This window comes from Paenibacillus solani (assembly GCF_050475945.1).
Taxonomy (GTDB): domain Bacteria; phylum Bacillota; class Bacilli; order Paenibacillales; family Paenibacillaceae; genus Paenibacillus_AQ; species Paenibacillus_AQ solani_A.
Genome location: NZ_JBCMXJ010000005.1, coordinates 374,820 through 399,864 on the forward strand (window position 1 = coordinate 374,820; position 25,045 = coordinate 399,864).

At 46.7% G+C, this 25,045-nt stretch carries 28 protein-coding genes and 1 riboswitch; of the genes, 5 read left to right on the top strand and 23 right to left on the bottom strand.

Annotation, left to right across the window (positions count from 1 at the left end; all coding sequences use genetic code 11):
- Positions 1 to 70 precede the first annotated feature (70 nt).
- The gene (locus tag ABEQ74_RS03400; protein WP_430119469.1) at positions 71 to 847 is read right to left on the bottom strand and encodes an ABC transporter ATP-binding protein; all 777 of its coding nucleotides are present in this window, start codon (positions 845 to 847) and stop codon (positions 71 to 73) included.
- A 382-nt stretch (positions 848 to 1,229) separates the two neighbouring features.
- Here ABEQ74_RS03400 and ABEQ74_RS03405 point away from each other — a divergent pair, with 382 nt between their 5' ends.
- A complete protein-coding gene (locus ABEQ74_RS03405) occupies positions 1,230 to 1,802 on the top strand; it encodes a thymidine kinase (protein ID WP_430119472.1) in 573 nt (190 codons plus the stop codon).
- A 53-nt stretch (positions 1,803 to 1,855) separates the two neighbouring features.
- On the top strand, positions 1,856 to 2,068 hold the full coding sequence (locus ABEQ74_RS03410) for a hypothetical protein (protein WP_430119474.1): 213 nt from the start codon (positions 1,856 to 1,858) through the stop codon (positions 2,066 to 2,068).
- A gap of 159 nt (positions 2,069 to 2,227) precedes the next feature.
- Here ABEQ74_RS03410 and ABEQ74_RS03415 read toward each other — a convergent pair whose 3' ends face one another.
- Complete coding sequence (locus ABEQ74_RS03415) at positions 2,228 to 3,094, bottom strand: YitT family protein (protein ID WP_430119477.1); 867 nt, start codon at positions 3,092 to 3,094, stop codon at positions 2,228 to 2,230.
- Positions 3,095 to 3,328: 234 nt separating this feature from the next.
- On the opposite strand from ABEQ74_RS03415, the gene ABEQ74_RS03420 reads away from it, so the two are divergent.
- The gene (locus ABEQ74_RS03420; RefSeq protein ID WP_430119480.1) at positions 3,329 to 3,982 is read left to right on the top strand and encodes a TVP38/TMEM64 family protein; all 654 of its coding nucleotides are present in this window, start codon (positions 3,329 to 3,331) and stop codon (positions 3,980 to 3,982) included.
- Positions 3,983 to 4,081: 99 nt separating this feature from the next.
- Here the strand turns inward: ABEQ74_RS03420 and mnhG are convergent, their stop codons facing one another.
- The 6 genes from mnhG to ABEQ74_RS03450 are packed head-to-tail and all read right to left on the bottom strand — an operon-like array spanning position 4,082 to position 9,908.
- Positions 4,082 to 4,477, bottom strand: coding sequence for a monovalent cation/H(+) antiporter subunit G (mnhG, locus tag ABEQ74_RS03425; RefSeq protein ID WP_430120894.1), 396 nt, complete (start codon positions 4,475 to 4,477; stop codon positions 4,082 to 4,084).
- Positions 4,461 to 4,754 carry a Na(+)/H(+) antiporter subunit F1 gene (locus tag ABEQ74_RS03430; protein ID WP_053492896.1) on the bottom strand — a complete coding sequence of 98 codons (294 nt, stop codon included), beginning with the start codon at positions 4,752 to 4,754 and terminating at the stop codon, positions 4,461 to 4,463. The genes mnhG and ABEQ74_RS03430 overlap by 17 nt, the downstream gene beginning before the upstream one ends.
- Positions 4,751 to 5,230, bottom strand: a complete 480-nt coding sequence (locus tag ABEQ74_RS03435; RefSeq protein WP_430119482.1) for a Na+/H+ antiporter subunit E — start codon at positions 5,228 to 5,230, stop codon at positions 4,751 to 4,753. The genes ABEQ74_RS03430 and ABEQ74_RS03435 overlap by 4 nt, the downstream gene beginning before the upstream one ends.
- A 4-nt stretch (positions 5,231 to 5,234) precedes the next feature.
- Positions 5,235 to 6,716, bottom strand: coding sequence for a Na+/H+ antiporter subunit D (locus tag ABEQ74_RS03440; RefSeq protein ID WP_430119484.1), 1,482 nt, complete (start codon positions 6,714 to 6,716; stop codon positions 5,235 to 5,237).
- Complete coding sequence (locus ABEQ74_RS03445; RefSeq protein ID WP_053492893.1) at positions 6,709 to 7,047, bottom strand: Na(+)/H(+) antiporter subunit C; 339 nt, start codon at positions 7,045 to 7,047, stop codon at positions 6,709 to 6,711. Before ABEQ74_RS03445 ends, ABEQ74_RS03440 begins: the two co-directional genes overlap by 8 nt.
- A gap of 2 nt (positions 7,048 to 7,049) precedes the next feature.
- Positions 7,050 to 9,908 carry a Na+/H+ antiporter subunit A gene (locus ABEQ74_RS03450; protein WP_430119486.1) on the bottom strand — a complete coding sequence of 953 codons (2,859 nt, stop codon included), beginning with the start codon at positions 9,906 to 9,908 and terminating at the stop codon, positions 7,050 to 7,052.
- A 249-nt stretch (positions 9,909 to 10,157) separates the two neighbouring features.
- On the opposite strand from ABEQ74_RS03450, the gene ABEQ74_RS03455 reads away from it, so the two are divergent.
- Complete coding sequence (locus ABEQ74_RS03455) at positions 10,158 to 10,382, top strand: hypothetical protein (RefSeq protein WP_430119488.1); 225 nt, start codon at positions 10,158 to 10,160, stop codon at positions 10,380 to 10,382.
- Between the two features lie 23 nt (positions 10,383 to 10,405).
- Here the strand turns inward: ABEQ74_RS03455 and ABEQ74_RS03460 are convergent, their stop codons facing one another.
- From ABEQ74_RS03460 to ABEQ74_RS03470, 3 genes are all read right to left on the bottom strand, one after another.
- Positions 10,406 to 11,032: a DedA family protein gene (locus ABEQ74_RS03460; protein WP_430119491.1), complete on the bottom strand. Its 627-nt coding sequence runs from the start codon at positions 11,030 to 11,032 to the stop codon at positions 10,406 to 10,408.
- A gap of 118 nt (positions 11,033 to 11,150) precedes the next feature.
- Positions 11,151 to 11,432, bottom strand: coding sequence for a hypothetical protein (locus tag ABEQ74_RS03465; RefSeq protein ID WP_430119493.1), 282 nt, complete (start codon positions 11,430 to 11,432; stop codon positions 11,151 to 11,153).
- A 24-nt stretch (positions 11,433 to 11,456) separates the two neighbouring features.
- The gene (locus ABEQ74_RS03470; RefSeq protein WP_430119496.1) at positions 11,457 to 11,657 is read right to left on the bottom strand and encodes a hypothetical protein; all 201 of its coding nucleotides are present in this window, start codon (positions 11,655 to 11,657) and stop codon (positions 11,457 to 11,459) included.
- Positions 11,658 to 11,882: 225 nt separating this feature from the next.
- On the opposite strand from ABEQ74_RS03470, the gene ABEQ74_RS03475 reads away from it, so the two are divergent.
- Positions 11,883 to 12,899: a hypothetical protein gene (locus tag ABEQ74_RS03475; protein ID WP_430119499.1), complete on the top strand. Its 1,017-nt coding sequence runs from the start codon at positions 11,883 to 11,885 to the stop codon at positions 12,897 to 12,899.
- A 211-nt stretch (positions 12,900 to 13,110) separates the two neighbouring features.
- On the opposite strand, the gene ABEQ74_RS03480 is transcribed toward ABEQ74_RS03475, so the two are convergent.
- The 12 genes from ABEQ74_RS03480 to ABEQ74_RS03535 form a co-directional block, all read right to left on the bottom strand.
- Complete coding sequence (locus ABEQ74_RS03480) at positions 13,111 to 13,626, bottom strand: hypothetical protein (protein WP_430119502.1); 516 nt, start codon at positions 13,624 to 13,626, stop codon at positions 13,111 to 13,113.
- Between the two features lie 447 nt (positions 13,627 to 14,073).
- Complete coding sequence (locus ABEQ74_RS03485; protein WP_430119504.1) at positions 14,074 to 15,111, bottom strand: NADH:flavin oxidoreductase/NADH oxidase; 1,038 nt, start codon at positions 15,109 to 15,111, stop codon at positions 14,074 to 14,076.
- A gap of 118 nt (positions 15,112 to 15,229) precedes the next feature.
- Positions 15,230 to 15,664, bottom strand: a complete 435-nt coding sequence (locus ABEQ74_RS03490; protein ID WP_430119507.1) for a MarR family winged helix-turn-helix transcriptional regulator — start codon at positions 15,662 to 15,664, stop codon at positions 15,230 to 15,232.
- 239 nt (positions 15,665 to 15,903) lie between these two features.
- Positions 15,904 to 16,701: a Cof-type HAD-IIB family hydrolase gene (locus ABEQ74_RS03495; RefSeq protein ID WP_430119509.1), complete on the bottom strand. Its 798-nt coding sequence runs from the start codon at positions 16,699 to 16,701 to the stop codon at positions 15,904 to 15,906.
- A gap of 209 nt (positions 16,702 to 16,910) precedes the next feature.
- Positions 16,911 to 18,332, bottom strand: coding sequence for a sucrose-specific PTS transporter subunit IIBC (locus ABEQ74_RS03500; protein WP_430119512.1), 1,422 nt, complete (start codon positions 18,330 to 18,332; stop codon positions 16,911 to 16,913).
- A complete protein-coding gene (locus ABEQ74_RS03505) occupies positions 18,329 to 19,831 on the bottom strand; it encodes a glycoside hydrolase family 32 protein (protein WP_430119515.1) in 1,503 nt (500 codons plus the stop codon). The genes ABEQ74_RS03500 and ABEQ74_RS03505 overlap by 4 nt, the downstream gene beginning before the upstream one ends.
- A gap of 183 nt (positions 19,832 to 20,014) precedes the next feature.
- On the bottom strand, positions 20,015 to 21,007 hold the full coding sequence (locus tag ABEQ74_RS03510; RefSeq protein ID WP_430119517.1) for a LacI family DNA-binding transcriptional regulator: 993 nt from the start codon (positions 21,005 to 21,007) through the stop codon (positions 20,015 to 20,017).
- Positions 21,004 to 21,204, bottom strand: a complete 201-nt coding sequence (locus tag ABEQ74_RS03515) for a hypothetical protein (RefSeq protein ID WP_430119519.1) — start codon at positions 21,202 to 21,204, stop codon at positions 21,004 to 21,006. The genes ABEQ74_RS03510 and ABEQ74_RS03515 overlap by 4 nt, the downstream gene beginning before the upstream one ends.
- Positions 21,205 to 21,289: 85 nt before the next feature.
- Entirely contained in the window at positions 21,290 to 22,132 is an 843-nt protein-coding gene (locus tag ABEQ74_RS03520) for a bifunctional 5,10-methylenetetrahydrofolate dehydrogenase/5,10-methenyltetrahydrofolate cyclohydrolase (RefSeq protein WP_430119521.1), read from the bottom strand.
- 70 nt (positions 22,133 to 22,202) lie between these two features.
- Positions 22,203 to 22,282: riboswitch (ZMP/ZTP riboswitch) on the bottom strand.
- An 86-nt stretch (positions 22,283 to 22,368) separates the two neighbouring features.
- The gene (locus ABEQ74_RS03525) at positions 22,369 to 22,620 is read right to left on the bottom strand and encodes a YolD-like family protein (protein WP_430119523.1); all 252 of its coding nucleotides are present in this window, start codon (positions 22,618 to 22,620) and stop codon (positions 22,369 to 22,371) included.
- 232 nt (positions 22,621 to 22,852) lie between these two features.
- A complete protein-coding gene (locus ABEQ74_RS03530; RefSeq protein WP_430119526.1) occupies positions 22,853 to 24,061 on the bottom strand; it encodes a GTP-binding protein in 1,209 nt (402 codons plus the stop codon).
- A 531-nt stretch (positions 24,062 to 24,592) separates the two neighbouring features.
- Positions 24,593 to 25,012 (bottom strand): winged helix-turn-helix transcriptional regulator, encoded by a 420-nt coding sequence (locus ABEQ74_RS03535; protein ID WP_430119529.1) that lies wholly within the window; start codon positions 25,010 to 25,012, stop codon positions 24,593 to 24,595.
- Positions 25,013 to 25,045 lie beyond the last annotated feature (33 nt).

Genomic DNA, 25,045 nt, shown 5'->3' on the forward strand with positions numbered 1-25,045 from the left:
ATGAAACTCCCCCCTGGTTATCTATCTTTCATCTGGCCGGATGGCCGATTATGGATCTTGTATTTCGAATTTAAATACCCGCACCTGTATCGAACTCCGGTTCTTCCACTTTCTCAAACTCGCGCAGAACCTTGGTCCGCAGTTCCTGAAAGGATGAACTGGTCCGTTTGCGGGGAAATGGCAGATCGATGGGTTGGATGGAACGGATGTGACCAGGTCTGGGATTCATAATGACGACACGCTCGCCAAGGAATACAGCCTCATCCAGATCGTGGGTAACAAAGAGCATCGTTGTACGGTTATTTTGCCAAATATCCAGAAGCACCTCCTGCATGTGGGAGCGCGTGAACGCGTCCAGGGCGCCAAATGGCTCATCCAGCAGCAGCACGTCAGGATTCCGCAGCAGAGCACGGGCGATTGCTACTCTCTGAGCCATTCCACCCGACAACTCCCGTGGATATGCCTTCTCGAAGCCTTCTAGCCGGACAAGTGCAATAAATTCCTCCACCTTCTTGCGAACGTCTTTGTGCTTGAGCGACAGATTGCCTGCAATATTTTTCTCCACCGTCAGCCATGGGAACAAGCGCGGCTCTTGAAAAATAAATCCTTTCTCAATGCTGGGGCCCGATATAGGTTTGTCGTTCAGTAAGACGCTGCCCTCGTATGATGTATCCAGCCCGGCAACAATTTTTAGCAAGGTGCTCTTGCCGCAGCCACTCGGACCAATCAAGGTGATGAATTCTCCCTTTCGAACCCGCAAATCGATTCCTTTGAGTGCAGTAACTTTTCCAGCCGGGGTTTGAAAGACTCGGTTTACCTGTTCAATGATTAACGTGTCCGCTGACATATCCATACACCCTCCAGTCCATAAATTTATTATTCCTACATGTTTACTTGGTTAAAAGGCATAAAAAAAGAGATATTACGCATGTCTAAGTACCTCGAATGAGATGTACTTAAATCTTGGCGTTATATCTCCAGTTTACTGGTCGATTAACTCGGTATTAAAATGGTATGAGGCTATATTACAACTGTCGTGTAAGGCTGTCAACCCTTTTTTCTCCAATCTATCCACCATTCAGAACCTACTTATCCTCGTGAGCCCCATGGACAAATAACTCCCAAAAATGCGACAATATACTCTGTATGTCATGACCAAACGCGATAGAATATGAATATGCTATTCATTGATGCTGTATGGCACCACCTAATAAGAAGGGAACGAAATCATGGCTCAATTGTTTTTTAAGTATGGTTCTATGAACAGTGGTAAATCCATTGAAATTTTGAAAGTTGCTCATAACTATGAGGAGCAGAACAAACCGGTCCTTCTCTTTACGTCCGCTATCGATGACCGGGATGCTGTCGGCTACATTTCTTCTCGAATCGGACTGCGCCGCGAAGCGATACCGGTGTCGGAAACAACCGATATCTACGGGATCGTAAAAGAGCATAAACCTAAACCCTACTGTGTACTGGTGGATGAATGCCAATTTCTGTCCAAGCATAGCATTCTTCAGCTGGTCCGTATTGTAGACGAACTTGATGTGCCTGTAATGGGCTTCGGCTTGAAGAACGATTTCCGCAACGAGCTGTTCGAAGGCAGTCGCTGGATGCTGACTTATGCCGATAAAATCGAAGAAATGAAGACGATCTGCTGGTTCTGCGAGCGAAAAGCCATCATGAATCTTCGCGTCATCGACGGCAAACCCGTGTATGACGGTGAGCAGATTCTAATCGGCGGGAATGATACCTACTTCCCCGTCTGCCGCAAATGCCATACCCATCCTCCTTTAGCATAGATCGATTACCAAGCCAAGCTATCCTCACCCTTAGGAAAGGAGCAGGAAGAACCATGCCTATTGTCAGACCATTATTGACCGATACGGACTTTCAAGAAGTAATGGAGCAGCAGATCCGCATACGCATCTTCAAGGATAACCATCTGGTTGATTCGGGAAGTCTGGTTATCCGATTTACGGACGAGACCATCATTACCCAATCCAGTGTTAGCTCATTAGGTTACCATAAGCGGGATGAATGTGAATTTTTTGAAGTACGGAAGTAGTTGTCGGATTGCCTGGATGCCATCTTGTTTCCCATCTCTTTAATAGAACTATCGATACTCTCCCCAGGCAATCCGTACCTCTCCCACGCATAAAAAACAGCGGTCTTCTGCAGACATAGCTGCAAAAAACCGCCACTAACTCATGATCATCCTAAATTTCTAGTGTATGTCGGACTTCGCCATGCTTCCGCCGAGCACATCGGCAACATTCTGAATCGAAATAAATGCACTCTTGTCAATCTCCTGCACAACGGTTTTTAGCTTCGCAATCTCAAGCCTCGTAACGACGCAATAAATCATCTGTGTCTCCTCTTGCGAATACCCGCCCTTGGCATAGATCATTGTCGTGCTTCTGCCCAGACGCTGCATGATGGCGCTGGAGATCTCTTCATATTCATTGGATATAATCGTAACGGATTTGGATTCGTCCAAGCCCTCTACCACAATATCCATTACTTTTGCCGCTATGTAATAAGAGAAGATCGAATACATGGCCGAATCCGCACCGAATACAAATCCTGCCGTGATAAAAATAAATATGTTGATAAACATAATGATCTGTCCGACCGGAATCCGCAGCTTTTTGGACAATAAAATCGCTACGATCTCCGTCCCGTCCAGTGCTCCCCCATAACGGATAACCAAACCCACACCAAGACCTAATACCAGTCCGCCGAACAAAACTGCCAGAATCTTCTCGTTCGTAAACGGTTCGAAATGATGCAGAAAGGATGTCGCAACGGATAATACGATAATCCCATATAAGGTAGAGAAAGCAAAAGTCTTACCGATCTGTTTATAACCGATGAACAGAAACGGCAAGTTAATCAGGAACAGGAATATTCCCAGATTAATGGGTGTAATTGCCGATAGAACAATGGAAATACCCGTGATGCCACCGTCGATAATTTCATTAGGCACCAGGAATATTTCAAGCGCCACGGCCATCATGATAGCACCCACTGTAATAAAGATGAGTCGCTTAACAATTTCGCCGATTGTCAATTTCTTGTGATTTTTGACCATGCCATTCTCCTTTTTTATCATGTTTCATGCAAATAATGCCTGTCGAAGAACAATTGTATTAAAAAAAGGAACAGCATGTCAACTTAGGAAGCTCTTCACCTTCATATCAACTGTCATTTCCATTACTAGCTTGCCGTTTATGATATCGAATCCATTTATGCTATAATATACTTCATCCGCAATCGACCAGAAATATACATAATTTCACCAAATGCAGGAAAGGATTTACTCATCATGTTGGAATGGCTACAGAACTTATGGACCCATTTGAAAGAAATTAATATGGATCAAGTACAGGGCTGGCTAGAGCAGTATTCACAGCTTGGGCCCATCCCGGGCATACTGCTTCCATTTATTGAGGCGTTTCTTCCCATCCTGCCCCTCATCGTGCTGGTGATGGGAAATTCCGCAGCCTATGGATTATGGTGGGGATTCTTCCTGTCCTGGATCGGGGTTTGCCTGGGATCCATTTCGGTGTTTTGGATTGTTCGCAAGCTGGGAGGCAACCTGGGCATGTATATTCAAAAGAAAATGCCAGGATCACAGCGTTTCTTCCACTGGATTGAAGAAAAGGGCTTCACGCCGATCTTTATCCTGTACTGCTTTCCCTTTACACCTTCCTCGCTGATCAATATCGCATCAGGTATCAGCACGGTCTCGGCAACAACCTTCACGATTGCCGTTATGGCAGGTAAGTCCGTTATGATCTTTATGGTTGCTTTCATCGGACATGACTGGCAAGCTTTTATTCACCAGCCTTGGCGGATCCTCATCGCAGCCTTTGTACTCTGGCTGCTGTGGTTGGCCGGCAAGAAGATGGAGAACCGCTATCACCACGAGGAACACACTGACATTGTTGTGATAAGCAATAAGAAGAAGAAGCGTTAAGCTGCAGCATAACAAAACCCGCTCATCCGATAAGCAGGACAAGCGGGTTTTGTTATGTTTAGTTGATGTATCAGAATTCTTCTACAAATACATTACAGGTCATCCCTTCTTGGAACCATCAGCGTTTGAGGACTCGCGCATCCGCTCCCGTTCGCGCTTGAGTGCAGGCTTCAAGTCATCGTGAACACTTTTCTCCCACATGGACACGCCTGATCGATAGGCCGCCCGCCCGTTCAAGTGACCCGCGACCGGACCTGTAATAAATACGAAGATAATCCCTAACAGCAGCTTTGCACTGACATGTTCCAGATAGAAGGTGAAATATAGAAATGCGCCTGCAAGAATCAGGAGTACCCCCAGCGTAGCACTTTTCGTAGCTGCGTGCGATCTCATGTACACATCCGGCAGACGAATCAGGCCAAATGCGCTAAGAGCACCAAGTAAAGCCCCAAGCAGCACCATCAGTGCAATCAGGAACTCACCGATCTGACTCATCGTCTGTACGTTCAATGACATCACCCCTCTCAATATATCTCGCGAGCGCTGTAGTACCGATGAACGTTAGAATTCCGATCAGCAGAATAATATCGAAATAAACCGTAGTCCTAAACAGCATACACAAGACAGCAATCATGGATAGCAGAATAATACCGATCGTATCCAGCGACATGATTCTGTCATTCATGGAAGGCCCTTTGATGAGTCGGTACAGACAGCCGAGAATCGCAAGCGACAGGATCACTAATGAGGCAATCAGCATGCTCTGAATCATGTGCGGGTCACCTCCTTGATCGCCTTCTCGAAGGTGTTGCGTATCTGATTCGACAGCTCATCCACGTCTTCGATATCCATCGCATGAATGTATAAAGTTTGACCATCATGCGAAACCTCCAGTGTCAGCGTACCTGGTGTCAAGCAGATAAGGCACGACAACACTGTAATTTCCCAGTCGGATTTCAACTCGGTATTGTACGCGAAGATGCCGGGTTGAACATTGAGCTTGGGTCTTAGAATCTGACGGATGACCGTGATGCTGGATTTAAGCAGCTCACTCAGAAATAACAGCAGAAGCAGCAGTATAGACCACAGCTTGCGCAAATAGAAGTCATTCGGCCAGAACCGTCTTAACAAATAGATCAACAGAATTCCAATCAGATACCCGACAATAAACTGCTGAGGCGACCAGTCACTGTTCAGGAACATCCAGACAACGGCAATCATGATATTTAACAGGATTTGTTGGCCCATACCACTACTCCTTTAATACAGCTTGAATATATAGTGATGGATCAGATAATACGGCACCAGCCTGAGATGTATAGGAATAAACCCATTCGGAACCGACCCCCAGGACGAAAACTATCACCGTTAACCCGATCGCTGCGACATATGCCGTCCGCGGGATGATAACGGTCTGTGATTCTGTATGTGCTGGTGATTCTCCCCAGAATGCTCCCATAAACACTTTAATTAGAGAGTACAGCACCGCAAGGCTTGAAGCCAGTGCAAGCCCCGTTAGCCAGTAATGGCCCTCGCTCACTCCGCCGCGTACAATGAATACTTTACCAAGGAAACCGCTAAGAGGCGGAATGCCGACCAGAGCCAGTGTAACGATGAAGAACATCCATCCGATCAAAGGATGGCGCTTCATTAGGCCTCCCATCTCACTCAGCTTGTTCGCGCCAGCAGTGGCAATGATGATCCCGCCCAATATAAAGAGCAGCGCCTTGGAGATCATGTCATGCATCAGATAGAACACAGCCCCGTTCAAAGAGTCCGCGTTTGCTACGGCTACTCCAAATGCGATGAAACCGACGCTGATGATGATGTTATAATTCAGAATTCGACCAAGGTCCTTGTACGCTACTGCACCCAAACTTCCGAGAATCATGGTTGCCGCAGCCATCCATCCAATGACAGCGTGGATTCCGCCGGTGTCATGATAGAAGATCAACGTAAAGGTGCGGATAATCGCATACAATCCAACCTTCGTAAGCAGCGCTCCGAACAAAGCCGTAACCGCTGCCGGTGGGGCACTGTAAGAGCCGGGCAGCCAGAAGAACAGGAACAGCCCAGCCTTCAAGGCAAATACGATCAGGAACAAGAGTCCGATAACCGATAATACTCCATTCTGATCGACCTCGGCCACGCGCAGGGACAGATGCGCCATATTCAATGTTCCAACCGTGCCATATAAGTAAGCTACCGCGGCGACAAACAAGGTGGACGAAATAATATTAATTAGCATGTACTTCAAGGTTTCTCTAAGCTGTCGCTTGGTGCCACCCAGCACGATCAGTGCATAGGACGAGATGAGCATAACCTCAAAGCAGACGAACAGGTTAAACAGATCTCCTGTCAAGAACGAACCCAGAACACCAGCCAGCAAAAATTGAAAAAACGGATAGAAGTAGTGCTTCTCTCTCTCCTCTCCAATGCTCCGGAAAGCATAGAACAGGCAGCCTGTTGCTACGATTAGCGTCGTGAGCACAAGCAGTGCCGCGAGCATATCCGCAACGAACACAATCCCATACGGCGGCAGCCATCCTCCCATATGAAGCGTCTGAATGCCTTGATGGTCAACTTGATTGACAATAAATAGCGCAACGAGCAGGTTTGCGATGAGACTAAACGCACTGATCCAGCGCTGAGCGCGGACGTATTTGGAGCAGAATACAAGAATAACAGCAGTAACCAGCGGAATGAGAAGCGGGAGAACAATTACGTTATTCATCGTACTTCCCCCTTAACTCCTCCATGTTGTCCGTACCCAAACGTTGATAGGCTTTATACGCCAGAACGAAAAAGAACGATGTAACGCCAAAGCTGATAACGATGGATGTCAAGATCAACGCCTGTGGAACCGGATCAACGTAGGACGAAGCCTCTTCTCCTAGCAGCGGAGCAGCCCCGGTCTTCAACCTCGACATCGTGAGCAGGAGCAGATGGACACCATGGGTTAACAGGGAAGTGCCGAGAATGATCCGCAGTAAGCTTTTGGATAAAATCTGATAGATCCCTACCGCAAATATGATTCCGATGGCAAGTGACATATAAAGTTCCATGATCAGTTATCCCTCCCTATCGATTGAATGATGGTCATCGTCACACCAACGACGGCTAAATAGACGCCGAGGTCAAAGATCACCGCGGTCGCAAGCTCGGTTTCGCCAAGCAGCGGCAGGTTGAAGTAACCGAAGGAATGACTTAAGAACGGCGCACCAAATACGAAAGAGCCGATTCCAGTAAGCAGTGCGATGGCAAGTCCTGTCGCCGTAACCTTTCGGAACTCGAGCGGAACGATTTTGCGGGTCATATCCATCCCGAAGGACATCGATAACAGAACCAGCGCGGCAGAAGTCATCAGACCTCCAATAAATCCTCCGCCAGGCGCATTGTGTCCCGAATTGAACAGGAACCAAGAGAAGGTTACGACGATAAAGATGACCACCTTGGAGATGGTTCGCAGAATGACATCATTACTGTCGGGTAGATACGCCCCTTGGTAACGCTCTCCCTTACCCAAAATCCCTTCCCCCATATCGACTTTAATCAAAGCATATATTCCCAGGGATGCAATGCCGAGCACCGTTATTTCAAGCAAAGTATCAAATCCACGGAAATCTACCAAAATGACATTGACGATATTTTTCCCGCCTGCCAAGTTATAGCTCTCTTTAATGAAGTAATCGGCGATAGAGTCGAAACTTCTGCCGCTGCTTGCAGCCAGTGCAATCAAAGTAACGACAGCACCGACGCCAACCGATATGATCAGATTCCTCCACTTCAAACTCATTGGCACCCTCTCCCGCTTCAGCTTCGGCAGATGGTAGAAGCAGAGCAGGAACAGCATGACCGATACCGTCTCAACAACCATCTGGGTCAGTGCCAAATCCGGAGCCCGGAACAGAACAAAGAACAAGGTAACCATATAGCCTGCAGCACCGGTTAGAATAATGGCCATCAGTCGTGTACGAACGAATGGAAGCGCGATGACCGGAATGACAAGACCCAGAATAGCAACTGCTTCATAGAAGGACATCGGTGCGTAAGAGGTCATATCAAATCCGATCTGATCCACCAGCAGCAGACCACCGCCTAGTACGGCGATAAAAAACACAAAAATGTAAATGACGTAATGACGAAGCGAACCTGTCATGTAAGTTGAAGTCAGCGATTCCCCGCCTCTTTCAAGAAAACGCAGTCCACTGTCATACACATTGTTTAGTGTCCATCGCTTCGTTAGTGCTGAATTCAATATTCTAGTTCTACCGTGAAGCTTATACAGTACCGTTCCAAGGATAATGATTCCGATTGTCATAAATATTTCAGTCGTCCAGCCGTGCCACATCTCGATGTTCACCTGGAACCGATCCTCTGCACCGAGCAGTCCTGGATGAATGGCGGCCATCGCCGGTTCAATCAGGGTTTGGGATAAGAGATTTGGTAACAGACCGAATACGACAGCCAGCGATGCCAGAATAACCGGGGGAATCAGCATGCCAAGCGGTGCTTCGTGCGGTTTCTTCTCCAACTTTTCAGGCTGGAAGCGTCCCGTGAAGGTTTTGAAGACCAGGATCATGCTGTACAAAAATGTAAATACGCTGGCGAGCCAAGCTACGACAGGTATCAGCACACCCCATGTTTCCGCATTCCAGAAATTCATATGAGACGCTTGCAGGACCGCCGTAAAGAACATTTCTTTACTGAGGAAGCCGTTGAACGGAGGCAACCCCGCCATGGAAAAAGCCCCTATCACCGCCACGGTGAACGTGATCGGCATAAGCGACATCAGTCCGCCAAGCTTTCGAAGATCCCGGGTGCCTGTCTCGTGGTCTACAATACCGACAACCATGAACAACGCGCCTTTGAAGATCGCATGGTTGATCAAATGGAAGATGGCAGCAGTCGTTGCTTTCGTATAGAGCAGCGTATCCACGCCGCCTCCATAATAAGCTGCAGCTGAGCCAAGGCCGAGCAAACTCATAATCAGTCCCAATTGGCTGATGGTCGAGAATGCCAGTAGTGCTTTCAAATCCGTCTGCTTGATCGCACGGATCGATGCATAGGTAAGTGTCGTCAATCCCGTGATCGCAATGATCCAGAACCAGGAAGCCTGTCCCGCAAATACCGGGCTAAAACGGGCAACGAGATAAATCCCTGCCTTGACCATTGTTGCCGAATGTAGATAAGCACTAACCGGCGTTGGTGCTTCCATGGCATCCGGCAGCCAGATATGAAATGGAAACTGCGCGGATTTAGTGAAAGCTCCGAGTAAAATCAGTATCATGGCTGGAATAAACAACCCATGTTCGGCAATAGTCCCGACATTAGCTGCAATCTCTCTTACACTGAATGTACCTGTCATGATATACAGCAGGATAAAGCCTGCGAACATGGCGAGTCCGCCAAACACCGTAATGAGCATGGATTTCAGAGCTCCGTATTTGGAGCGGTCACGATGATACCAGAACGCGATCAGCAGGAATGACGAGATGCTGGTCAACTCCCAAAATCCGTACAGCACCATCAGGTTATCGGATAAGACAACACCAAGCATGGCGCCCATGAACAGGAGCAAATACACATAGAATCTGTGAACGGCTTCCTTGTTTTTATCCATATAGAAGATGGAATACAGAACGACAAGCGAACCAATACCGGATATTAATAGTGCAAAAATCATACTCAATCCGTCTAAAAGAACAGTAAAATGAATGCCTGCGCTTGGTATCCATTCCAGAACCGCCCGAACCTCTTCACCTCTCTGAACGGCAGGAAGAAGACCCACAAAATACGCAAACAGAACAACCGGTACCGGCAATATCACCCATCCGGTATGGACGCGGCCGATGAGCTTGTAAGTCAACATAATCAATAACGCTACAATAAAAGGTGCCATAACGGCGATGTGCAGCAAAGACAAAGTCTACTCCTCCTTCTATAGTCCGATTTTTTCCTTCTTACCTAGTATTTCCCCTTTTTATAAGGCATAAGTCCAAAAAAACACAAAAAGAGCCCGCTGTTGGCAGGCTCCTCCAGGTAAAACCATATGGTATTTTTTCGAATCACACTGAAAAACAGTATATCTTGAGATTAAAGCTTTGTCAAAGGGTATGTCGGAATAAAAAAGAGACCATCCGGAAATCACTGTTACAAAGGAGTGGTATCCATTATGATCAAAAAAGTGATCGTATGCGCTTTCACATTTATTGTTATCCTAGCTGCGGCAATTGCGGCAACCATCCTTTCGCATCCCGATGGACAGCAGGAAACCTACTCAACCAGAATAAATCAATGGCAGGATGATCCACAGGCCGGACCTCTACCTTTCTCACCAAGAGAATATGTAAGAATCATACGATGGTCACCAGGCACCACATTACCAAACGAACGTTGATGCTATATACGAGTCGAGCCGAATTACCCATGCAACTGTATCTCTGAATTCTCTTCCTTTTGTTTTTTCCTTCGAGTTACCCGCAGAGTGACCAATATAGCGACCAATACGACAACCGCTCCCCCCGCATAATAACCATAACGGTTGATAAGAACACCAATATGGTCTACGACCTGATCTCCCACATACATCCCCAAAGAAAAATAGCCGAGAGTCCATACAAACGCAGCAGAGTACGAGTATAATGCAAACCTTCCATAAGGCATGCCTTTCATGCCGACGGCATAAGGCGTAACATTGCGAAGAATGGGCATAAACGCGCTGATGCAAATGGCATAATTGCCGTATTGCTGTGTCAGCCGTTCGGACACAGCAAGAAACTGGCGGATCTTTGACTTGTCCCCTACACGTTGTAACAACTTAGTAGCTGTGAAACGACTCAGCAAAAAACCTACCGTCGATCCCGAGCATACCCCGAGAAATGTCATCGTAAAGGACGGAAGCATTGAAAGTATGCCAGAGGACGCCAGAGCACCGCCGGTCATAGCCACGACTTCATTAGGCACTGGAAGACCGACCAATCCAAGGCATAACACGAGAAATAATGCATAGTGCCCAATCTGTTCAATGAAATCGAGAAGCGTATCCACTCCCCTGGCCCCCTCAATCGAGCTGGAATATATGTTATAGCTTATATGACAAGAAAGTCTTATCAAACATCCTGCAGACGAGGATATGTACTGGACTTTAGGCCAGGGTCATTCCAAGCTATACATTAAGATTTTTAAATGCGGTTATGAACGATTCGGGGTCATCCTTCAATGTATAAGAATATACGCCTTGCTGGGTGTGCAAGTATAATAAACCTACGCCATCCCCCATGGGTCGATAAGACAAGTCAAACACCTGCTTAATCGGAAAATGACGATGCTTTGTAACGATTCGGTCCTCATACAAAATCATTTCCCGAGCTTGCTCCTCCATCCGTTGGTCAGGTCCATCCACCGTCCGGATGATTTTGTAATAAGGCTGTACAGCTACCCGATTCATAAAGTCCCTCCTTAGTGTTCGTATTTACTTGGAAGAACCCTCCTTCTTCTTTTTGCTGCGGTTTTTGATTCGTTCCAGCAATTCGAGCGCCCCAATAAACAGGACAAAAACAATAAAAAGCGCAATCGCCCGACCAGGCGTGATTAAATCTAAATATGATGCGATGATGCCGGTAATACCCACGATAACAATACCCAGAATGGATAGTTTCCAACCTGTAAACATATGCCTGCTCCTATACTCCATGTAATTGTCATTCAAGACACACACGAAAATGTATCATATAATCCCCTACGCGTTCAAGTTATATCAAAACCCACATATTCGATTGTCAACACGCATCATATTTGCCATAATTTATATTGGTGATCCATAAATCAGCCTTTGGTATACCAAAGACCGACAAGACAGGAGGTACATAAAATAAACTCACCAAGCTGGATAAAAATTTTGCTAGTCATAGTGCTCCTTAGTTTCATTATTGCTTTTTGTAACTTCATCTGGAAGTCGTTACGTAAAATTAGAGGCCGACAGCTGCCTGGAAGTCGTAAACATTCACCACACGTTACACCTGAATTGCCTCCGATCATCAAAGCGGACAGTCCGGCAAGTGAACTTGCCAGCAGATTGGAAGCCGCGCTGCCTGCAACCTATCAGGATATGCTGAAACAACGTGTATTCAGCGAGCATCCCGACTTGACCGAACAAGAATATGATTGGAGATGGCAAGAGCTGAAAAGGTTCTTTATCCTGTGTGCCATACTGGATCAGGTGCCGATGTTCAGCAAAGAGGTCGATGAAATATGGCATGAGATGTTGATGTATACATACGAATATCAGCAGTTCTCGGAACGGTATCTCGGCCGTATGCTCCATCATGCTCCCAATACCGGCAACGAACAAACTCTCTTACCCACCCAGCGCGCATGGTTTGATACCATCTATGTAGAATTGTTCGGCTGGCATGAATATAGCGCAAAACTCTGGGGATCTTTCTTTCGCGTTCCGCTGCCACGTGAAGAGCTGGAGGTCATTACTTCCTCCCATTTCAACGTGAATCATGGACAGAAGCGCTTTAATACTTGGACCTATGAGAAACTTACGGCGGCACGTACTGCTATTGATGCGGTCATCCGGAATCTTCAGGAGAGGGTTCAAAGCGCACAAGCGGAAGCTCCCCGTCAAGAGAAAAGAGTCAGCTTCCAAAATAGTGATGTGCTTCTAGCAGCCGCCGTCTATTTTGCCTGGTACTCACCGGATCAATTTAGAGAGCATATGATTCCAGATGAACAGGAGCTTCAGAATCACCATAGCAGCTCCTCATGCACTTATTCTTCCGCTTGTGGATCCGGGGGCCCGGACCCAGGTGACAGTTCTTCATGCAGTGGCGACTCTTCATGCAGCAGCGGGTCCTCATGCAGCAGTGGTTCTTCCTGCAGCAGTTGTGGCAGTGGCTGCAGCAGTTAATCTAGATTGACAAATATAGCTGTTCGCAATTATTGTATGGCTAATCGAGCAGGAGCCTGAGATCATCTCACGCCCCTGCTCATTAGATTTATGGGTATACTGCACGCTATCCATTCAATTCCCAGGCATATACAAACAAAGAAGCGCCTGAGACCATCCTGTATGGTCCAGACACTTCTATAGGGGTAAATCTCGAATTAAATTCATCATATTAACTGTTGGATGACGACAGCACCATACCGGTACGGGTTTGCGGTCCGACCTTACGCACAGAGACTTGATTTCGTTCAGCCCAGCGCTTAAGACTCCGGATTCCTTCACAATTCTTGTCATCAAATTTAAAGCAGCAGTACATCGGATTCAAATTCTTGTCCTTGAGACTGATATGGAAAGTAGCTTTATGGCATCCGGAAACCTTAATCTCCCGGATCTGATCCGCCTGAATCTCTACGCCGTTAATCTTAATCGTCTTCGAATCTCCCTGAACTTCCACTTCCCGTTTCACCAATCGGGCATACCCTTCAATAGCCAGCGCTGCAACAACAACGACATTGACAACCATCTGCATATAGAAGAATACAGGATAGGAATATTGCGTCACCGTTGCTACCTGGAACAGGATAACACTAATGACAAGAGAGAATAAAATAACGTCTTTCATTCTTGTAGAATAGTGGATTGCGTATTTCATCATAATCAGCTCCGTTCTTTCGGTAAGGGTTTTCATTTGACTCTTACCTTATTATAACACCATTGTACATAATTTTGACACATATAATTCACACTTTCGTCAAAAAATGATTTGCTTCGTTCATCATCCTATGCTTATCCTTATCTCTAAACAAAAAAGGGTTATCCTAAACGGATAACCCCCATCACTCTATCTGTGAGTATTCTATTTTGTAAGAACCGTTTTGGGGACTTGACGAGTTCCACGATATTCGAGATAGGCAACAATGACTGTGACCCAAACAAATCCTTGAATCTTCACGCTCAACACTCTGCATCTATAGATAACTTGCCTTACAAACACAAAAAAAGGTTATCTTAGGTCGGTTAAACCCTAAGATAACCTTTAGTAATAATCATCAGATCGTGAGTTTACAGGATGCCATCCTTACATCCTAAGTCAAAGCTCAGCCCATCTGCTGACAACAGCATATTTGTTTCCACATTATCTTGAAACTCGTGGAAATCCATTCTGGTATTGTGTTGGGATTGCAGTCTCCTTATGAAGTACGGTCGCCGCCTCCAATGCCCAGTATGGATTACGGAGCATGCCTCTTCCTACAGCGACGAGATCTGCCTCCTCGTTTCCGATCACTGCATTCGCTAGTGATGGTTCATCCAGACGCCCAACGGCAATAACCGGAACTTGCAGCGCTTCTTTTAATTTTCTTGCCAGTGGAACTTGATAGGCGGCATGCGTGCCCGGTCTTCCTGCTGCTGCGATCGGTCCTTCACCGCCTGCACTGACATGGAACATATCAACACCAGCAGCCTGGTATTCCTTGGAGAACGCGATGCTTTCCTCGATGCCATAACCGCCAGCTACGTATTCTTGTGCAGATATCCGCATGATTAATGGCATATCGGCAGGCATTTCACGTTTAGCTGCTTGAATGACTTCTTTACCAAACTTGGTTAAATCCTGTCCATATTCATCCGTTCTCTGGTTGGTGAGGGGAGAATGAAATTGATGGATCAGGTACCCGTGAGCTCCATGTATTTCAATCGCATCAAATCCAGCCTTGACCGCACGTCGCACTGCCATTTGAAATTTCTCCACCATCTGCTTAACTTCTTCTGTTGTAAGTGCTCTTGGTGTTTTGGAATTCTCATCAAATGGAATCGCGGATGGAGCCACAGGTGTTTCAGCATCCTCCGCTTTGCGTCCAGCATGCCCGATCTGGATCGCTGCCTTCGAGCCATGCTGGTGAATTGCATCCACAATGCGTGACAAAGCCGGGATATGATCATCTGACCATAAACCGAGATCATAATCGGAGATGCGACCATCCGGCTCAACATCTGTCATTTCTACAATAATGAGACCCGTTCCGCCGATTGCTCGGCTTGTATAGTGCAGATAATGCCAATCGGTTGCAATACCGTCTTTGTTCGTTACGGAATACTGACACATCGGTGGCATAACAACCCGATTCTTCAGCTCCAGAGATTTCAAGCGGTATGGGGTAAATAAATGTTCCATCGTAACACACTCCCTCAACTAAACGATATCAACTCATTCTCAAATAAATAAATGCATGCACATGCATTTAAAATAACAAAATGATAACCATTCGTCAAGAATGGTTATCGAAATCCAGCTAATTCTGGATCTGCTTTAATACATTTTCTAACCCATGTTTCATTTTTGGCGATGCGAAATGCTGCTCCAATACTTCCTGAACTGTGCTTTTGGCCCGTTGCAGCTTCTCCTCACCAATGGAAGTCAGAGACGTATAAATGCCTCTTCTGTCATTCTCGCATATCGCTCTTTGCATTGCGCCGCAGCCTTTAGCTTCAAAGCGGCTGACCAGCCTCGACATCGCGCTTTGGCTCAGTCCTACCATCGTTTGGAGCTGCTGAAGCCGCAGCTGCTGACCGGGAGCCTCGGACAGAAATAATAGAACATAAAACTCATTTAACGATAGATCGTGTTTCTGCTGGAGTGCTTGTTCCAGCTCGCTTGTAATCATCGCCTGAATCTGCGTCAAAGATAACCAGTTCGTTATCAAATTATGCGTGTGATCGGCTGACATCATGTCTCCACCTGTTCCGGTAAATTCCCGCACGATGAAACATTTCGCCATCTGACGGGTCACTATTAGTTATTAATAATAACAAGCCCCTGTTTCCGCCGTCAAACCTCACTCTGCCAAAACACCAGAAAAACTATCAATTCAATTAATTCCTATATACCCAAAAACTCGCCAGCCTTATGACTTCATACATTATCTATTGTGTGGCAGGCTTTAAGATGTCCTACTCGGCATCAGGCTCATATGTTCGTATTCAATTCCTTATTCAACAAACCCAGCATGCGAAGGCCGTGCTGTATTCCATCTTGATCAACATCCCGTGTAACGTGTCTGGCCGCCTGTTTCACGATTTCGGGTGCATTGCCCATAGCTACCCCATGGCCCACGTAAGCGAGCATTTCCAGATCATTGAGATAATCACCAAAGGCAATCGTATCCTCCAAATTGAATTCAAGCAACTGTACCAGTTGTTTGATGCCGCCAGCTTTGGAGCCGCCGGCAGGCAGCACATCAATTCCGAAAGGCCCCCAACGTACGAAATCGAGCTGCCCTGCGAATCTATTGATGTAAGCCGCCTCTTCTTCCTCCGTACAGAATAAAATAGCCTGGTAAATATCTCTGCCCACATAATATTCGGGATCATATTCCGGAATCGTTAGCTTTAATTCTCCCCAGCTGGAATCAATATGAACATGCTCGGTTACGTTCATCTTCATCGCTTCGCTGCCTGCATATATGATGGGATGGTCAAGCTGTACGGCTTGCTCCGTCAGCTGCTGCAAGGCGTCTTGCGCTATCGGATTCCCGTATACCGGTTTTCCTTGATAAACAACATACTGACCGTTTAAGCATACGTATGATTCGATGCCAAGCTCCTCGCGCAGCTCTGCAAAATGATAAGGAGCGCGCCCAGTCGCTATCGCAACGATATGGCCTGCTTCCTGCAATTCGTGAATGGACTCCTTCGTTGTTGCCGGTACTTTTTTGTCATGATCCAATAATGTCCCGTCTATATCAAAAAATATTAATTTCTTCATCCAGGAAATCTCTCCACTTCTATATAGTTATGCCTGCACAGGCATTATACAGGATGAAAAGCATTTCAGAGCAAGACTTTTTCCAAGTGGCAGCAAGAACAAGCCGCAATTCTCATTCACCAGGATAGCTCATTAACCATGTGTGGCATTGATTCTCTTGTACAATAAATACAAAAAAGCCCGCGCTGACAGGCGGACTTCTTCAAGTCTTATTTTGCTTCCGAACGAACCTCATCCAGCATTTTATCATTAAATCCGAACATCCAAGTCAGAACAAACGTAATGGCCATCGCTGTAATGTTACACAGAATGTAAAGCGGGAGCTGATTATTCAAGTATAAGAGCGTTCCCGGAATAACGGTGATTGCCATACCGGTGGCCTTGAGTTGGAAGATGGAAGCCATGAAACCACCGATACCGCCGCCGATCAAGGCAATAACAAAAGGTCTTACATAACGAAGGTTTACCCCGAAGATTGCCGGTTCCGAAATTCCCAGCATAGCCGAGAAAGCGGATGGCAGGGATAAAGCCTTAAGTTTCTTGTTTCTAGTCTTGAGTCCGACAGCCAGACAAGCAGCACCTTGAGCTGCCATGGCACTTGTCACAATCGCATTAAACGGATTGCTGCCCGTCTGTTCAAGCAGTTGTATTTCCAGGAAGTTGAAAATATGATGCACTCCAGTGACAACAATAATCTGGTTAAAGAAGCCGATCACGAGACCCGCGATGCCGAACGGCAGTGCCAGCAGGTACGTTGTTACGTTCATCACGACCTCTTCCAAAGAGTGGAAGACAGGCCCAATCGCAAACAGACCGAGAAGAATCATGACTAGCAAGGTTAAGAATGGCGTAACAATCAGATCAATGGCCTCAGGTATCCGTTTTCTTAAGAATCTTTCGAATTTAGCACCGAGCAGCCCGATGAAAAAGGCTGGAAGTACGGATCCCTGATAGCCGACAACCGGAATAAAGTCGAAAATCATGAGCGGCTCAGCCGAGCCGTTGGCCACGGCATACGCGTTAGGCAGAGCCGGGTTAACTAACATCAGCCCCAGCACGATACCAAGCACAGGACTACCCCCGAATACCCTGAATGCGGACCATGCCACCAAAGCAGGCAGGAAGGCAAAAGCAGTATCCGTCAGAATTTGAGTAAAGAGCAGGAAATTGGCCGATATATCATCCGGGACCAAGCCGAACCATGCGAGGACGGTTTCTTGTGTCAGCAATCCCCTTAATCCCATGAACAAGCCCGTGGCGACCAGCACCGGAATAATTGGGACAAATACGTCACCAAACGTACGAATCGCGCGCTGGAACGGATTCCCCGCTTTTTTCGCCTCGGATTTCAGCTCTTCCTTGCTTGTGCTCTCCAGTCCGAGTGATTCGACCGCTTCAAAAATCTGATTAACGGTTCCTGTTCCGAATATGATCTGGTATTGACCGGAGTTGAAGAAGGCTCCTTTGACCTTATCGATATTCTCAACCTTCTTCTGGTCGATCTTCTTCTGATCGTTAACCATAATTCTAAGTCTTGTGGCACAGTGGGCAAACGAAGCGATGTTCTCTCTTCCACCAATGGCATCAACTACCTGCTTAGCGATTTCCCGATTATCCGCTGCCATCTTCATTCAATCCCTTCTTTATCATATACAGCTTGGCAAAGATCCCATTTCGCGACCTTCAAGCCGGTACTGCCGTTCTTAGCAAAAAAACGAATATTGCGGCTGTCCTGATTGGGAAAGATACGGCTTGTGAATACCTCTTCGCCATCATTGATAAACAGCTCTGCTGATGATACATCCACAAAGAGATGGATTTTGATCGAATTCCTCTGTTCTTGCAGCAAGCAAGATCGTGTCGTTCCGTAGTTACTGACAATGGTCTCTCCTGACGAAGAGCGATCCAGCATAATCTTTTGTTTCAGCGTGTCATACCAGATGACCGTGCGCTCCGATTCGCCTGCTCGAAATTCAATGCCTACGACGTCTGCCTCGATATCATGAAATTCACATATCATCTCGAAGACTTCCCCATGAATCCCATCGTAACTTTTCGCTTCACTGTGAAGCTTATCCGCTGCCTCCACTGCATTTTCACGCAGCATCTCCAGCTCAGGAACCGGCTGCTGTATCAGCTTACCCTCCCGGAAAATAAGGACACGCGGGAGAGTTAGACAATGCGCCCAGCCATGGGAGTCCGTTGGATACTCGATCTCCGGCAAGCCCATCCACCCTACCATAATGCGTCTGCCCTTCTCATCCAGCATTGTTTGCGGTGCATAGAAATCAAAACCTCTATCCAGCTCGTGAAATGCTCCGTGCTCAAACATCAGCGTATCTCTCTCAAGCGGTCTGCCCAAGATGTAACCGGATTGGTATATGTTCTGAAACTGGTCATCCTGCGGACTCAATCCTTGCGGCGAGAACAACAGCACTCCCTGGCCATCCAGCTCAAAATAATCGGGGCATTCCCACATATAGCCGAAATGGTTGAGACCGGTTTGTATCTCCCCTTTATATGTCCAGGTCAGCAAATCGGGCGATTCATACACTAGTGCTGTTCCAGTCTGATCCACCCTTTGGGCCCCGATAACGAAGCGATACTTATCCTCGTCCTTCCATACTTTCGGGTCACGAAAGTGCTCGGTATATCCGTCGGGGACATGATCAATCAATGGCTTATCGAGCTTCGTAATGGTACCACCCCGGTCCATCACCGCCATGCATTGATATGAATGCCGATTCCACTCTTCATCCCAGCTATTTCCGGTATACATCAGATGCAGCCTGTCGTCTTTCACAATTCCACTTCCCGAATAGGCACCATACGCATCATGCGGGTGTCCTGGCTCAATAGCAATGCCGTTGTTTTGCCAGTGCACGAGGTCCTTCGAAGAAGTGTGATACCAATATTTCAAGCCGTGAAACGTACCAAGAGGAAACCATTGATAGAACAAGTGATATTCCCCGTTATAATAAGAAAATCCGTTAGGATCATTCAGCAGCCCCATAATAGGCTGGATATGAAACCTCTGCCTCCATTCACTTTGACTCACTTGGGCCTTCAAGGAAGCAATCTCTTCGGGAGAAGCCTGATCCAGGCGTCGGTATTTCCATTCTCTGTCCATATCTCTTCTCCTTATAAATGGGCTTCTCAAACATCCAACATTTCTTGAAAAACAATGATGAGAAACAGCAGTATTCAAGTTTTGTTGGAACCGGTTCCAATTAACGTTAAAAATAATGAACTCAGTTCCAACGCTAAGCAAATCAATCATTGGAACCGGTTCCGCTTTTTCAGTATAAAATAGCTACTTTAGATTGTCAACGCTTTCGCGCTGAATAATTTCGCAGTTCATCACTGTCAGCAAATCCACTGGATCATCGTTAACCAGCTTTATCATATGTTGTGCAGCAAGGTGGCCTGCTTGTGAATACCCATATTTAACCGTTGTCAGCCCCGGATGAATCACCTCGGTTACATCGTATCCGCCAAATCCTGTAACTGAGAGGGTGCCGGGGATTTGAATGCCTTTTATGTGTGCTGCTTTCATCACTCCCAGTGCAATGTTATCAGTGGCACAGACGACAGCAGTCGGCAAAGTATGATCATGCTCAAAAATGGCCAAAGCAGTCTGAACGCCATCTGACATCTTAAACCCACTCTCATAGAAATGCGCATCAGCGTCTTCATACTCGCTTAACGCCTTCAAGAACCCTTCCTTCCGCTGCACTCCGACAGCGACGTCTTTTTCCGTCACGCCGATATAGGCGATATGGCGATGACCTTTGGACATGACATATCGACCCATGTCATAACCTGCGGCAAAGTCGTTATAAATCATGCTGTGGACATCCTTGTGCTCTTGTCCGAGCAGGATGACGGGAATGTTAATCTCTTCGATTGCGGTAAGATGTGCTTCCGTTACTTGTGTGGCGAACAGGATAATACCCGATATTTTCTGTCTGGCGAGATCATACAGTGCCTCGATCTCCCTGGATAAATCCTGGCTTGCGTTGATGATCAGAAGCTGATACCCTTGCTTCCTTAATTCTTCATCCATACCGGCCACAGTCTGGGATGCTGAAAAAGAATCCAAACGCGGCACAATGGTGCCAATCATGCTGTTCTTCTTCGCCTTCAAGCTCTGTGCAAAAGAATTAGGAATATACCCTGTTTCTTGAATGACCAACTCAATCTTCTGTCGTGTTGCCCGACTGACGGATCCTCCGTTTAGGAAGCGGGAAACTGTGCTTTTGGCAACACCAGCTTTGTGAGCAATATCAGTTATCGTAATATTCATTTGAAATCCCTCTGCTTATTATTCGGATGATATCCGGAATGGACGGCTCGCTGCTGCACCCATAACAGATCTGCCATAAGCCGGTCATATTTCAAGGATATAAAGCGGTGCATTAATCTCTCTCCTTCATGTTCTCTTCTTTCTAAATATACCATGACGTTCGGCTTGCGTGAAATTCGGACTCCAAGCAATTTCATAGAAAAAGGCATCACCTTGGCTTTCCCCTATCGGGATACACCAAAGGTAATGCCTTTTTTAGATTAATCGAAATTACACTTAAACTTACAGGGTCCGCTCTGCTGATTCAACCGTATGCTTTAGCAGCGTGGCAATCGTAACAGGACCGACGCCGGCAGGGACCGGGGTAATGGCGGAAGCTACCTTGGCGCAGGCCTCATAATCGCAGTCGCCGATATTTCCTTTATTATAACCGGCATCCAATACGACAGCGCCCGGCTTGATCCAATCTCCTTGAATAAAATTAGGCTTACCTACGGCCGCAACCACGATATCCGCCTGAGACACAATCTCCCCAAGGTTCTTCGTTCTCGAATGGCAGATGGTCACGGTAGCATTACGGTTGAGCAGCATCATAGAGACCGGCTTACCCAGAATCGGGCTGCGTCCAACCACCACGGCATGTTTGCCTTCAATAGGAAGGCTGTAATAATCCATAATCGCGATAATAGCAGCAGGCGTGCACGATGGATATTCGGCAAAACCAAACGCATTTTGCGAGAAACCGAGCGTGGTTACGCCGTCCACGTCTTTCGCGATGTCGATGGAATCAAAAGCTGCTCTTTCATCGATCTGATGCGGCACAGGGTGCTGAAGCAGAATACCGTGGACATTCGGATCCTCATTCAACTCTTGAATTGTGGATATGAGCTCCTCGGTCGTTGTCGATGTTTCCAGCGTCACTTTCCTGGATATAATGCCAAGCCGCTCACAGGCATTTCCTTTCATACGGACATAAGTTGCCGAAGCAGGGTCATCGCCTACCAGAATCGTCGCCAGACAAGGGGTCACCCCTTGCTGCTTCAATTCCTGTACCTTCACCGCCAGCTTTTCCTTAATATCATCGGATACTTTTTTTCCATCCAAAATTACGGGTTCCATACTCATACTAATCATCCGCTCCTTCGCCATTGTAGTAAAAAAACATAAAGAGGCAAGGCGACTCGAACGTCTCCTTACCTCTTGCCCAGGCGTACGGCATATGATCCTATGTGCTCCCTCTTGGTACCCCAAGCTACGCCAGTAACACATAGATAACTTTTTATTAATATACCACGACTTTGGACTTCGCGCTACCGAATTTACTCGGGATCTATATGACTGTCACTCGCCAAGCTTACCGATTAATCTCTGGGGTAATTCACTTCCATGATATCCATAAAAGGAACTTTTGTTATTACGCCATCCTGTTTCATGTGTACTTTCCCTGTACGGGAATCCATTTGGTCGATTTGCCCACGAACCGTCTCTTCCCATCCCCACACCGTCAGTACAATTACGGATTCCTCCTGAAACGCCTCAGTGAGTTGATTGCCAAGCTCCTCAAGTACGAATTCATCTCTGGTAGGTCTCTTAGGAACCTTTGCTTTTGCCATTACATTGTCCTCCTGATTTATGCTGTTCGTGCTTCAGTTTTACATTCTCAATGAAAAATTAGTTTTTCATCCATTCATGAATTATGAATCTACTACCTATTATACATGAAATTCGATTCAGAATACTTAGGTGATCCTATTCAATCAGTACTAAAAAGCCAACCCGTTTAGACGAGTTGGCTTCTCAGTATTATTACTGCATTCCATAATCGGATTGAACAGATGAGCAGCCTTACAGCGATAGCTCTTCGATGTCCATCCATGGCAGCGGATTGTTAAACATTGACCAGTCCAGCTGCATTTCCCGGTCGGTCAACAAACACTCATCCAGCTCCTGCTCGATTTGTTCCTGTTCCATCCCAATCCCAATCATCACGAGTTCGGTCATCCGATCTCCCCAGACGTCATCCCATTTTCTCCGAACATCAGGCTCACTTCGTAACAGCTCCTGCTGCTCCTGCTCGGTTAAAGCCGCAACCCAGTATCCTGCAGGCCCGAACTGAATCGAGGGCCCCGCCTGGCTTACACTTGCCGCAACATCCTGGCGCACGGCCAGCCAAGCGATCCCTTTCGCACGTACGACTTCTTCCGGCCATAAACCCATGAAAGCTGCCAGCCGCTCCGGATGGAACGGTCTTCTTCTCCGATAGACAAAAGAGCTGATGCCGTATTCATCCGTTTCCGGCACGTGCTCCTCCTTCTGAAGTTCCTGAATCCAGCCGGGAGACTGACTGGCTTTTTCAAAATCGAATAAGCCGGTATTCAGAATTTCCGCTGGTGCCACTTGCCCCTTCACGGTGCGTATGATTTTGGCACTTGGCTGAAGTTTTCGCAGTATACCCTCTACCTTGGCCAATTCGTCTTCGCTTACCAGATCGCATTTATTTAACAGCAGCACATCACAAGTCTCTACCTGGTCGATTAACAAATCCACCACTTCCCGCGTATCTTCGTCACCCAGCGCTTCCTTCCGATCAAGCAAGCTTTGCCCCGAAGAGAAGTCTTTCCAGAATCGGTTCGCGTCCACCACCGTCACCATGCAATCCAGCCGGGCGAGATCGGACAGCTGTACGCCGGACACCTCATCCGGGTAAACAAAGGTCTGCGCAACGGGCACAGGTTCGCTGATTCCCGTCGATTCGATCAGTATGTAATCAAAACGGTTCTCTTGAGCCAGCTTCTGAACTTCCTGCACCAAATCTTCCCGGAGCGTGCAGCAGATGCAGCCATTGGACATTTCGACTAGCTTCTCATCCGTTCGGGACAAGCTTCCTTCACCTCTAACTAAATCCGCATCGATGTTCACTTCGCTCATGTCGTTAACGATGACCGCTACCTTCAATCCTACCCGATTATGAAGCACATGATTCAGGACCGTCGTTTTGCCTGAACCGAGGTAACCGCTAAGGACAGTAACCGGAATTCTATTGTTGTTATTCATCAAATGAACTACCTCCATTCCTTAATCGTAATTATTACGATTAACATGATATGATGATATAACTCCACCATTAAATTGTCAATCCATCACGCATAAAAACATTTCTTTAAACAAAACAGACCTCCGCCATGTGATTATGAGACGGTCTTTCAACCGTCAGTCAGATTGCTGAACGTCTTCATATCCGGCAGCCTCGGACTTCCAAACTCGCTGAACACCTCCAAAGCAGCAATAATTACATTAAATGAAGGAAGCTCAAACCAGCTGAGTTGAACCTATTGGATCGTTTTTTTAGATTCTTCAGATTTCAGCATCATCTCACTCGAAAACCCCCCTTAAAATTTAAGGGGGGTTCCATATTTGCATTGCTCTAAGTTATCTTATAGCCAATCTTGCTGTCACTGGGATCCCGCCGAATAAACGACAGGCTTCCTTGTTAAATAAACCTCGGAATGTATAAATCCGCTAATTACAGCCGGATGAATTTTGGTCGCTCCCGTTGCTCATGTATTCGCATGCACGTTCGAGAAATTACAGCTTTTGGGCGACTGCTTGCTCTGCTGCCTGTCCCCCGTCTTTATTCTCAGGTAACTCGCCATCTTTCCAGACGACTTGTTCGCCGTAATCTTTTCCCCAATCGTACATCAATTTCAAAATCGGCATCAAACTCTCCCCGTAAGGCGTAAGCGAATATTCGACCCGAGGGGGAACCTCAGGGTAAACCACGCGATGAACAAGCTGATCTTCCTCTAATTCACGAAGCTGATTGGTCAGCATTTTTTGCGTGATGTGGGGAATCATTCGGTTCAGTTCACCGAAGCGTTTCACGCCCTCCAAACCTAGATGCCAGAGGATGATCAGTTTCCATTTGCCTCCGATGACCGCCAGGGTTAACTCCTTATGGCAGTTTATTTCCTTCAGATTAATTCGCTGCTTGACCTCGTTTGCCATAATGTATCACCCCTTCTTCCCTATAGTATACAA